Annotated in this window: 10 protein-coding genes; 2 read left to right on the top strand and 8 right to left on the bottom strand. The window is 28.2% G+C overall.

Features of this window, described 5'->3' with window-relative positions; all coding sequences use genetic code 11:
* Positions 1–39: 39 nt before the first annotated feature.
* The 8 genes from jag to dnaA form a co-directional block, all read right to left on the bottom strand.
* Positions 40–762: an RNA-binding cell elongation regulator Jag/EloR gene (jag, locus tag K5563_RS02200; RefSeq protein WP_221037373.1), complete on the bottom strand. Its 723-nt coding sequence runs from the start codon at positions 760–762 to the stop codon at positions 40–42.
* On the bottom strand, positions 759–2,399 hold the full coding sequence (gene yidC, locus K5563_RS02195) for a membrane protein insertase YidC (protein ID WP_221037372.1): 1,641 nt from the start codon (positions 2,397–2,399) through the stop codon (positions 759–761). Before yidC ends, jag begins: the two co-directional genes overlap by 4 nt.
* A complete protein-coding gene (rnpA, locus tag K5563_RS02190) occupies positions 2,396–2,740 on the bottom strand; it encodes a ribonuclease P protein component (RefSeq protein ID WP_221037371.1) in 345 nt (114 codons plus the stop codon). The genes yidC and rnpA overlap by 4 nt, the downstream gene beginning before the upstream one ends.
* Complete coding sequence (gene rpmH, locus K5563_RS02185) at positions 2,721–2,876, bottom strand: 50S ribosomal protein L34 (RefSeq protein WP_221037370.1); 156 nt, start codon at positions 2,874–2,876, stop codon at positions 2,721–2,723. The genes rnpA and rpmH overlap by 20 nt, the downstream gene beginning before the upstream one ends.
* Before the next feature lie 92 nt (positions 2,877–2,968).
* Positions 2,969–3,268, bottom strand: coding sequence for a DciA family protein (locus K5563_RS02180; protein ID WP_221037369.1), 300 nt, complete (start codon positions 3,266–3,268; stop codon positions 2,969–2,971).
* On the bottom strand, positions 3,249–4,319 hold the full coding sequence (gene recF / locus K5563_RS02175; protein WP_221037368.1) for a DNA replication and repair protein RecF: 1,071 nt from the start codon (positions 4,317–4,319) through the stop codon (positions 3,249–3,251). Before recF ends, K5563_RS02180 begins: the two co-directional genes overlap by 20 nt.
* A gap of 23 nt (positions 4,320–4,342) precedes the next feature.
* Positions 4,343–5,530, bottom strand: coding sequence for a DNA polymerase III subunit beta (gene dnaN / locus K5563_RS02170; protein WP_221037367.1), 1,188 nt, complete (start codon positions 5,528–5,530; stop codon positions 4,343–4,345).
* A 236-nt stretch (positions 5,531–5,766) separates the two neighbouring features.
* The gene (gene dnaA / locus K5563_RS02165; RefSeq protein WP_221037366.1) at positions 5,767–7,221 is read right to left on the bottom strand and encodes a chromosomal replication initiator protein DnaA; all 1,455 of its coding nucleotides are present in this window, start codon (positions 7,219–7,221) and stop codon (positions 5,767–5,769) included.
* 252 nt (positions 7,222–7,473) lie between these two features.
* Between dnaA and gyrB the strand changes: the two genes are divergently transcribed.
* Together gyrB and gyrA are read left to right on the top strand one after the other, a co-directional pair.
* Positions 7,474–9,378: a DNA topoisomerase (ATP-hydrolyzing) subunit B gene (gene gyrB / locus K5563_RS02160; protein WP_221037365.1), complete on the top strand. Its 1,905-nt coding sequence runs from the start codon at positions 7,474–7,476 to the stop codon at positions 9,376–9,378.
* An 11-nt stretch (positions 9,379–9,389) separates the two neighbouring features.
* Positions 9,390–11,822 carry a DNA topoisomerase (ATP-hydrolyzing) subunit A gene (gene gyrA, locus K5563_RS02155; protein WP_221037364.1) on the top strand — a complete coding sequence of 811 codons (2,433 nt, stop codon included), beginning with the start codon at positions 9,390–9,392 and terminating at the stop codon, positions 11,820–11,822.

Below are 11,822 nucleotides of genomic sequence, written 5' to 3'. Positions count from 1 at the left end.
AAGTATAATAATCCATTCACAAAATTTTAAGTGATAAATTTATTTTCTAACATTAGTATCCCTTTTGCGATAACTATGAACATTACCATTATACTTACTACCCCGAACATAAGAAATTCGAACTCTCTTTAAATTTCCATCTCCCTCACTTTCTGTTTTAATATCATTATAACGATTTAAAGTAGTATGAATAATTCTTCTCTCAAAAGGATTCATCGTTGGCAAAAGAATAGAACGTCTACTCCTTTTAACCTTATGCAAAGAGTTTATTGCCAAATTAATAAACCTTGATTTAAATCTTTCTCTATAGTCTTCAATATCTAATATTAGCCTATTAAAATTGCCATTTTCACCAATAAGTCTAGATAAATAAACATTTGCTAAAAGCTGTAGAGCATCTAAATTTCTTCCTTCTCTTCCAATTAAGATATTTGGACTGTCTGTATCAATAGAAATTTTAATATAATCACCTTCACTAGATTCAATCTTTAAATCAACACAATAACCCATTTTATTTATCATTTCTTTAACAAAATCTAATACTTTATCATAAACATCTTCATTTAACTGAACACCTGACTTTTTTGCATCCTCTTTAACGTGAGGAGACACTTTTATTTTAATCATCTCCTTTTTAAATAAAAACCCAACCTTTTCTTTATCTAAAATCTCTACATCAAACTCGCCTTCTCTTAAATCAAGATCTCGCATGGCTTTTTTAATTGCTTCTTGTTCTGTTTTTCCATAAAACTCATAACTCATTTGTTCCTCCTTTCATATACATTCATCTTTATGTAGTATTGCTGAAAAATAGTAAAAATATTTGTTGTAATCCAATAGATCAAAAGCCCTGATGGCATATCATAAAGTATGAAAAAAAACATAACGGGCATACCAAAATATAAAAGCTTTTGTTGTGACCCAAGATTTTTAAAATCAACATTAGAACTAATCATTGTAGAAAACAACTGAGTAAGCATCATAATAAAAGGTAAAATTCTAATATCAGTCCACCAAAAAACTTTATACCCAAAATAATATAAACTATCACCAGCTGACAAATCATCAATCCAACCTGGAATAAAACTAGCCCCCCTTAGCAAAAAGAAATTATTTACAAGCCCATAAAGAGCAAAAAACACAGGTAATTGTAAAAGAATCGGAAAACATCCTCCAAGAGGATTAACACCTTCTTCCCTATAAAGCTTACCCATCTCCTCATTTAATCTTCTAGGGTCATCTTTAAACTTCATTTGTATATCTTTCATTTTTGGCTGTAATTTAGAAATTTCTGCTGTAGCTCTAAAACTTTTAAAAGTTAAAGGAAATATAAGGATCCTTACAACAATGGTTAAAAACATTATCGAGAGTCCCCAATTAGGAATAACATCATAAAAAATTTGCATTATTAATTGCATAGGAACCTGAATAAAATATAAAAAGCCCTTCTCCACAGAAATTCCAAATTCAACATTAGATAAACCAAAACTATTAAAATTATCTTTATCAAAAATATCTAAATACTTACTATCTTTAGGACCTACATAAATATAAAAGGTATCAATAATATTTTTATTAATTATCTTATTTAAAATCAAGATATTTAAGAGTTTATCTTGCTGTTTAAATTCAACATTCATACCATCTTTTGCAACTAAAACTTCAAAATACTTAGTACCTGCACCTACCCACTTAGGATTAACAACGTTTAAACCATCTTTGCCATATCTAAGTTTATTATCATAATAAATGGGCTGAGATAAATAATTACTATATTGAAGCTTACCTCTATGACTCAATTCTTCAACATCAGAGCTTAATACAAACTGATAAGAATCAATATCAAAATTATCATTAGTATCAACATTATTTAAAAAGATTTCAAACTTAATTAAATATTCATCTTTCCTTGAGAAGGTATATCTCTTGATATACTCATAGTGCTTGCCATTATACCTAAAATTTGTCTTAAAATCATGTGTATAGTCATCTAATTTGTTGTATAAAAATAAACGCTTGGTTAATTTATCAAAACTAATATAAAAAAGAGCTTCTCTACTCACATCAACTTTTACCATTTCAGTTGGTTCCTTCTCTAAATTTAAATGATTTTTAAGCTTTAAAGAAATTAAATTCCCGCCAAACGTAGAAAAAGTAGCATCATATATATTAGTTTGAATATTAATTTTTTTAGCATTAGCACTTAAGTTTAAAGCATAATTTTTATCAATTGAAAAATCAGCAGCACTAAAATCTCTATCCAAGTCAAAACCAATTTCCTTGTCTACTGCCAAAGAAGAGGATTTTCGAGAGAAAAACATATCATCAATAAGCATAAACACGCCAACAAAAAACAAAGAAAAATAAACAAATCTTAAAATTCTTTTATTCTGACTCACACCTTCCTCTTAATGATATCTAAATCTATATTTTTTAGCACAGTCTTAAATTCACAATAACTAATATTTGTCCTTTGAGGATAAACCACAAAAATAAAGTCAATACACCCACTCTTAAGTAAAGCATATTGCCTTCTAAAACATTCCTTTAAAACTCTCCTAACACGATTCCTTTTAACAGCACCTTTAAAAATCCTAGGGAAAGTAACAAGTATCCTAGAGATTGCTAAGTTTGTAACCTCATAAAATACATTAATTCCTTCTAACCTAATAAGCCTACCTTTTTTAAAAAGCTCTTGAATTTCTATCTTTGATTTTATATTAATACTTCTTTTTTTCATCAGAAACAGTTAATTTTGACCTTCCTTTTGCCCTTCTTCTAGCAAGAATCAGTCTTCCGCCTTTAGTTTTCATCCTAGATCTAAACCCAAATTTTCTGTTCCTTTTAACCCGACTAGGCTGATAAGTCCTCTTCAAAAAAGCCCTCCAATTAAAAACATTATTTATTTATAAGATTACAAGATAAACACTACAAATATTATATTATACAAATACAATTGTCAATAAAATCATCTTATCAAAACCTTTATATCTACTATTTCAAGGCCTGTAGCATCCTTTATTAATTTTATTAATTGTGATTTATTAACAGAAATGTTGTATAAAACACTTGAATTCTTCACAGAAACAAATAATATTTTATTATCCTTCAAATTCAATAATTTTACTCTATCTGCAAGTTCATTAAATATAATCTGCCAATTCTGAGAAAGAATAAAACTAGCATTTAGTTTTTCATTAGCACGTATATTCGAATCTAAATATTTCTTAAGTATATCAGTAGCTTTTTTAAAACTCAAATCTTCCATTCTTAATCCTGTATACAACGAAATTACTGTCTTGTTTAATATTATAACAGTCATCTAAAAATGTGAAAAAGCATTGAGAATCTTTCGGCAAAATATCAAAAACTTTTTTCCTTTTTATACTATCCAATTCTAAAAAGACATCATCAAACAGTAAAATGGGAGCTATACCAAATCTATTATTAAAAATAACAACTTGAACAAGTCTATAAATTAAAGCAAGCGTTCTGTTTTGACCAGTTGAAGAATGATGAGTAAACACTCTCTCGCCATCTAATATTTCATATAAATCTCTGTGAGGACCTATCAGAGTAACTTTTCTGAAAAATTCATCTTTTTCTTTCAAAGTTAAAGCTTTTAAAAATTCATCTCTCACATCAGATTGCACAGAAGGTAAATATTTAATCTCTAAACTATAAGAAACATCAAAAATACAAGAATAATAGTATTTAAAAAATTCATAAAAATACTTTATAAAAGCTTTTCTTCTTCTTGTTATTTCAAGTGCACAATCAACAAAAATTTCATTATAAAATTTAAGCAAATTTTTATTTCCTTGTCTTAAAATCAAATTCCTTTGCTTCAAAATTTTTCGATATTTCCTAAGAGAATCCAAATAACTTAAAGAAATAAGACTTATTGCTTGATCAAAAAACCATCTCTTCTTAACAGGAGCCCCAATAATAAAATCAGTATCATAATTGGAAAAAACAACTGTTGGAATATTTAATATCAACTCTTTTCTATCTTTTACAAGATTATTATTAACCCTTATTTCTTTTTTACCATTCCTGAATGACAAACTAATCCTTCCATTATCCTGTTCTTTAGTATCATACAAACATTTTAGATAAAATTCAGCCTTGCCATATGTAACAAGTTCTATATCTGTATCAACTAAAAAGGAAGACGCAAAAGCAAGACAATAAATTGCATCAAGGATATTAGTCTTACCCGAACCATTTTCTCCACAAAAATAAATATTATTGAAATTAAAATCAATAACCTGATTTTTTATATTTTTAAAATTAAAAAATTCGATTTTCTTTATCATTTTATCTTATCAATAAAAAAGCCTTAATTTAGTACCATGGGCATTATTAAATGAATAAAATCAGAATTTTCAGGCTCACTTAACTTTAATATACCTCCTCTAGTGAATTTTATCTCTAATTTTGCAGTATCAAATACACCCATTGCTTCAGTAAAATAAGCACTATTTATTGCTATAATTTCCTCATCTCCACTGTAACTATAATTGGATTTTTGTACAAAAAATTCACCCTTTCTGCCTATAATTGGATCTTCTGCCACAAGTCTTAATTGTTCATTAGTAAAACTTAAAATAACTTTTTTAGACCTTTTATCTGTATAGGAACTTACCCTTGAAAGCCTATCTTTTAAAACATTGATTTCAACTAATGCACTGTTTTTTTGTTTTTGTGGTATGATACTTTCATAATCAGGATAGTTACCACTTATAAGACTGCAGGCTATTTTATAATTATTAAACTCAATATAAAATTTTTTATCAGAGACTTTAATTTTTATTGTACCTTCTCCTACTATCATTTGTTTTAAGAGATTAAACATTTTAACAGGCACTATAAAGTTAATATCCTCTTCAAAGATTAAATCTGTTTTATATATAGACATTCTGTGTCCATTAGTTGAAACAAGAATTAATGCAGAGTTTTTATCTTTTGTAAAGTAAATTCCATTTAGAGTGTTTTTAGATTCATCATGTGATGCTGAAAATGATACTTTGTTTATGATTTTTTTGAATTCTCTTTGACTTAGCTCAATTGTAAAATTGTAAGCATCTCCATTTATATCATAATTATAACTCTCAATTTCTTCATTAGAAAAAGTAGGTTCACTTAAATGATCATTGACCAAAATACCATCTTTATTTTTTGATTCTCCAATGATACTTAGTTTACTTTCATTTTCATGAAAATTTATCTTTAATTCATCGTACAAATTTAATGCTTTAACAGCATCGGAAAAGTTGGAAGCATTGATTAATACTTTGAAATTTTCTGCTGAAACAATTGGAATTGTGCTTTGAAAAAGTATATTTCTATCTGTTGCTTTTATTGTAAGATTAGAATTTTTTATCTCAAGCAATATCGCACTCCAAATATCATTTATGTTTCTGTTTAAAATTATGCTTTTGGCTTTGTCTATCTCATTTGATATTTGTTCTGTGTCACATAATATGAACTTTTCATTCAATTTTTCATCCTCCTTGATTATTATCATATCATTTTTTATTTTTTTTAATTTAGATTTTTTCCAATCATTTGTATGTTTCTCTTTATATTTTATTGTGTGTTTCTCTTTATATTTTAATAGTTGTATTAGTAGGGGGCTGTCTAATTGTCTAATTCTATATATATATATATACTGTAAGAAATAACCCCTGTCTAATTGTTTGTATTTTTTGATGAATTATTTGTTTAATTTGTTCAAAAATATTTTTAATATTACAGATTTTGTTAATTTTTGTTAATTTTGTTCATAAGTTCTATGATTAAATTGTTAATTTCTAAGTCATTATTTCTTTCTTTATCAATCTTATTTATTGAATAAAGTACTGTTGAATGGGTTTTGCCTCCAATAATTTTACCTATTTCAATTGTTGAAAGCTCTGTAAAATTCCTTAAAAGATAAGCATAAATGTGTCTTGCTTTTGTGATTTCAGGTTTTTTGCTGTTGCCTTCAATATCCTTATTTGTGAGTTTTAGTTCTCTTAATATAACTTTTTTTATATTTTCAATGTTTATTTTGTTATGTGTATTTGTGTTTTCTTGTTCATAAACTATTATTTCTTTAATTATTTTTTCTACTATACTAGTATCAATTTCAATGTTTTCTAAATCTATGTGGGCTTTTAATTTTGTTACAGCAGCTTCAAGATCTCGTATATTTGTTGTAACTTTTTTTGCAACTAAATTGAGAATGTTTTTTGGAACTTTGATTCCATCTTCTTCTGCTTTTTTTTCTATAATTGCTATTCTTAGTTCAAAATTTGGTTTTGATATATCAACATTTAATCCTCTTGTAAATCTGCTTTTTAATCTGTCTGTAAAATTTATGAGTTCTGAAGGTTGTCTGTCGCATGTAAATACCATTTGCTTATTGTCTTCATAAAGAGCATTGAAAGTATGAAAGAGTTCTTCTTGTATTCCTTCTTTTTTTTGTAAATCATGAATATCGTCTAATAGTAGCATATCTAGGTATCTATATTTTTTTTTAAATTTTTTTGTTTCATTCGTTTTTATGCTTTCTACAAATTCATTTAAAAAATTTTCAGCAGTTACATAAAGAATTTTAAATTCTTTATGTAACTCTTCTGTTTTATTTCCTATACTTTGAAGTAAATGTGTTTTGCCAAGGCCAACTCCCCCATATATTAAGCATGGATTGTACTTTGTACCAGGATTTTTTGCAATTGATAAGCTAGCATTGTATGCTAGCTTATTGTTTGGACCTGTAATGAAATTTTCAAATGTATATTTCTTTTTAAGAAAAGGATTTCTATATTTTGTGTGCATTTCTTCTTTTATAATATATTTTCTTGCATTTCCTGTTGTATTGTTATTGTGATTTTTAAAGTCCAATCTTTTTGTTGATGAATCTTGTTGTATAACAATATCTTTTAATGAATTGTTTTTTGATATTACATCATGAATTTTTACTTCATTTTTTGGATTTATAAATTCAACATTAATTGTATGATAGCCTTTTTCAATAAGAATTTCTTTGATTTTTTTAGAAAATCTTTTTTCTACTTGGTTTTTATGAAAAGAATTTGGAGTAGATATTTTTATATTGTTATTAGTTGCATCTGTGAAATATAAATTTTCAAACCATATATAAAATTCTTCCTCAGAGAGTTCTTTTCTTATTGCTGTTAAGATTAAACTCCATATGTTTTTTCCCTCTTGCATGCTTTATCCTCATTGACTTTGGCTTTTTATTATTATATCTTTTTGATTTTAGTAATGTAGTATTAAGTATATAGTATAATAGTGAACTAGAATATTATCTTAACTATTTGTAGATTTTGCAATTTTGTTTTTTGTAATTTAACTTTAATATGAGTTGCGATTTTTAGTATTTAATGGATATTATATTTTTTTTGATATAAAATTTGCTTATATCTACGTCTATGTTATTATTATTAATTGTGTGGAAGGTTTATGAGTTATTTTGCGAATAATATTCAGGTATTAAAGGGGCTTGAAGCTGTTAGAAAAAGGCCTGGAATGTATATTGGGTCTGTTTCAATTAATGGATTACATCATTTAATTTATGAAGTAGTTGACAATAGTATTGACGAGGCTTTAGCAGGCTTTTGTGACAAAATAGATGTTATTATAAATGCGGATAATTCCATAACAGTAAATGATAACGGTAGAGGAATTCCTACAGATATTCATGAAGAGGAAGGTATTAGTGCACTTGAATTAGTGTTGACAAAGTTACATTCTGGAGGAAAATTTAATAAAAATACTTATAAAGTTTCTGGTGGACTTCATGGAGTTGGAATTTCAGTTGTTAATGCATTATCATCTTTTTTAGAAGTGATTGTTAGTAGAGACGGAAAGGTTTTTAAGCAGACTTTTGCAAGAGGTATTCCAACATCTGAGGTTGAAGTTATTGGAGTTAGTTCTTGTAGGGGTACTAAAGTTACTTTTTTAGCTGATTCTGAGATTTTTGAGACCTTAGAGTATGATTTTGAAACTCTTTCAAAGAGGCTTAGAGAACTTGCATTTTTAAATGATAAGATATGTGTTTCACTAGAAGATAAAAGATTGGGCAAAGAGAGATTGTTAGAATTTTATTTTGAAGGTGGAATAAAAGCTTTTGTAGATTATATAACAAATAATAACAAAAATATTCAAAATGAGCCTTACTTTATTGAAGACACTTATGATGATGTTATTGTTAGTGTTGGGCTTAAATGGACTGAAGGATATTCTGAGAATGTTTTGTCTTTTGTAAATAATATTAATACTAGAGAGGGAGGAACCCATGTTTCAGGTTTTAGGCATGGTCTTTTAAAGGCTATGAATGAAGCTTTTAGGGAATCGAAGATAAGCAAGAAAGATATTCCAAATCTTACATTAGATGATTTTAAAGAGGGTTTAACAGCGGTAATTTCTATTAAGGTTCCAGAACCTCAATTTGAAGGTCAAACTAAAGGAAAATTGGGGAATTCTTATATAAAAAAAATTGTTGAAGGTATTGTATATGATGGTCTTTTAAAAATTATTGGAAATAATCTTTTAGAAATAGATATTATTCTAAATAAAGCAATAAGGGCTGCTCGTGCTCGTGAAGCAGCAAGAAAAGCCAGAGAATCTGAGAGAAAAAAGAGTGCCTTTGAGAGCTTGGCATTGCCTGGAAAATTAGCAGATTGTGCGTCTAAAAATCCGGTTGAAAGAGAAATTTATATTGTTGAAGGTGATTCTGCTGGTGGAAGCGCAAAGATGGGTAGAAATAGGTTTTTTCAAGCGATCTTGCCATTATGGGGTAAGATGCTTAATGTTGAAAAGACAAAAGAAGATAAGGTGATCACAAATGACAAACTTATTCCAATAATTGCATCTCTTGGTGTTGGTGTTGGAAAAAATTTTTATATTGAAAAGCTTCGTTATCATAAGATTATTATTATGGCTGATGCTGATGTTGATGGATCTCATATTAGGACATTACTTCTTACTTTTTTCTTCCGTTATATGAGAGAATTAATTGAAAATGGGCATATATACATAGCTATGCCTCCTCTTTATAAAGTTAAATATGAGAATAAGGTTCATTACTTCTATAATGATTTTGAAAAAGAATCTTTTTTAAGTTCAATTGAAACTGTAAAGAGAGACAAAGTTAGTCTTCAAAGGTATAAGGGGCTTGGAGAAATGAATCCTACACAACTTTGGGAAACTACTATGAATCCTGCTACTAGGAAAATGAAATTAATAGGAATAGATGATGCTGTACAAGCTGAAAAAATTTTTGTTACTCTTATGGGAGATGAAGTTGAGCCTAGAAGAGAATTTATTGAACAAAATGCGCTTGATGTGGTAAATCTAGATGTGTAATTGGAGCATTAATGTCAGTTGAAGGAAATAAAGAACAAATATTAAATATAAAAATAGAAGATGAGGTTAGGACTTCTTATTTAAATTATGCGATGTCTGTTATTGTTTCAAGAGCTCTTCCTGATGTTCGAGATGGGCTTAAACCTGTTCACAGAAGAATCCTTTATTCAATGCATGAAATGGGGCTTAAGGCTGAAAAACCTTTTAAGAAGGCTGGAAGAATTGTTGGAGATGTGCTTGGAAAATATCATCCCCATGGTGATCAGTCTATTTATGAAGCACTTGTTAGACTTGCTCAGGACTTTTCTTTAAGATATCCTATAGTAAGTGGGCAGGGCAATTTTGGTTCTATTGATGGTGATCCTCCTGCTGCTATGCGATATACTGAAGCTCGTATGGCTAGAATAGCAGAAGAGCTTGTTAGAGATATAGATAAGCAAACTGTTGATTTTAGAGCTAATTATGATGATTCCTTGCTTGAACCTACAGTTTTGCCATCTGCTTTTCCATTTTTATTGGTAAACGGTTCTAGTGGGATTGCTGTTGGAATGGCAACAAGTATGGCTCCACATAATTTAAGGGAAATTTGTGATGCTATAGTTTATATGTTAGATCATGATGATGCTTCCATTTATGATTTAATCGAAATAGTTAAGGGACCAGATTTTCCTACTTATGCTGAAATTATTTATAATGATAATTTAATCAAGGCTTATTTGACAGGAAAGGGTAGTGTTATTATTCGAGCCCAATACCATATTGAAAAAAAGTCTGAGGATAACATTTCTATTATAATTACACAAATACCATATGCTGTTAATAAATCTTCTTTGCTTATGAAAATAGCATTATTAATAAAAGAAGAAAAGCTGGAAGGAATATCTGATATAAGGGATGAATCAGATCGTGATGGTATTAGAATTGTTATTGAAATTAAAAAAGGTTTTGATCCTAATGTTATTATGAATTTGCTTTATGAATATACTGAATTAAGGAAAAATTTTAGCATAAATAATTTAGCTCTTGTCAATGGAATTCCAAAGCAATTAAATTTAAAAGAACTTTTATCTGAATTTATTGCACATAGGAAGGAAATTGTTAGAAGGCGGGTAGATTTTGACTTAAAGAAGGCAAGAGAAAAGGCTCATATTCTTGAGGGATTAAATATTGCATTAAAAAATATTGATAAAATAATAGAAATAATCAAGTCTGCTAAGCTTGTAAAAGAGGCTAAAGAATATATTATGAAAGAATTTAGTTTATCAGAAATTCAGGCTAATTCTATTCTAGATATGAAATTACAGAGATTGACATCTCTTGAAATAGAAAAACTTAAAGAAGATTTTACAATTGTTTTAGCTTTAATAAAAGATTATGAAGATATTCTTATCAGTCCAGTCAGAATTGTAAATATTGTAAGAGAAGAGATTAATAATTTAAGTTTAAAATTTGGCGATGAGCGCCGAACAAAAATAATTTATGATGAGGAGGTTTTGAAAACCAGTATGTCAGATTTAATGCAGAGAGAAAATGTTATTGTGATTCTTACAAAGCAAGGTTTTATTAAAAGAATTTTACAGGATGAGTATAAACTCCAAGGTATAGGTGGTAAAGGCCTTAGTTCTTTTGAGTTGCAAAATGGAGACCAAATTAATATTGCTTTATGTGTCAATACGCATGATTTTTTGTTGATGATTTCAAATGAAGGGAAGCTTTATGTAATTAATGCTTATAGTATTAAGGATTCTGCTAGGACTTCCAAGGGACAAAATATTCGTGAACTTATAAATTTGGGAGAAACAGAAAAAATATTGGCTATTAAAAATACCAATGAATTATCTGTGAATAATTATTTATTAATAACAACTGCAAAGGGGAAAATAGCTCGTATTGAAACGGAAAGTTTTAAGACAGTTAAATCAAGAGGTGTTATTGTTATTAAACTTGATAATAATGATTTTGTTACAAGTGCTGAAGTTGTTTCTAAAGATGAGAGAGTGATTTGTATTTCTAAAAAAGGTAATGCTTTTGCATTTAATTCAAATGATATTCGGCTTACGCACAGAGGTACTCAAGGTGTTTCTGGTATGAAAGTGAGAGAGGGAGATGTGTTTATTAAGGTCTTAGCAGTAGGACATGGTTCTCATCTTTTGATTGTTTCTGAGAATGGATATGGTAAGAGATTAGAAATATCTAAAGTGACTGGACTTAAAAGAGGAGCTACTGGATATACTAGCTATAAGAAATCTGATGAAAAAGCAGGTGAAGTAGTCGATGCTATTACAGTTTCACATGAGGATGAGGTTTTACTTATAAGTAGAAGTTCAAAAGTTTTAAGAACATTAGTAGATAAAATATCTGAACAAGGTAAAGATGCTAGAGGAATGCAGGTATTGTCTCTTGATGAGGATAGATTAGTATCTGTTTCAAAATTTATTAAGTGA

The organism is Borrelia sp. HM (assembly GCF_019669085.1).
In the GTDB taxonomy this organism is placed as follows: domain Bacteria; phylum Spirochaetota; class Spirochaetia; order Borreliales; family Borreliaceae; genus Borrelia.
The sequence above is the reverse complement of the archived record's forward strand: the minus strand, read 5'-3'. Positions and strand labels throughout refer to the sequence as shown.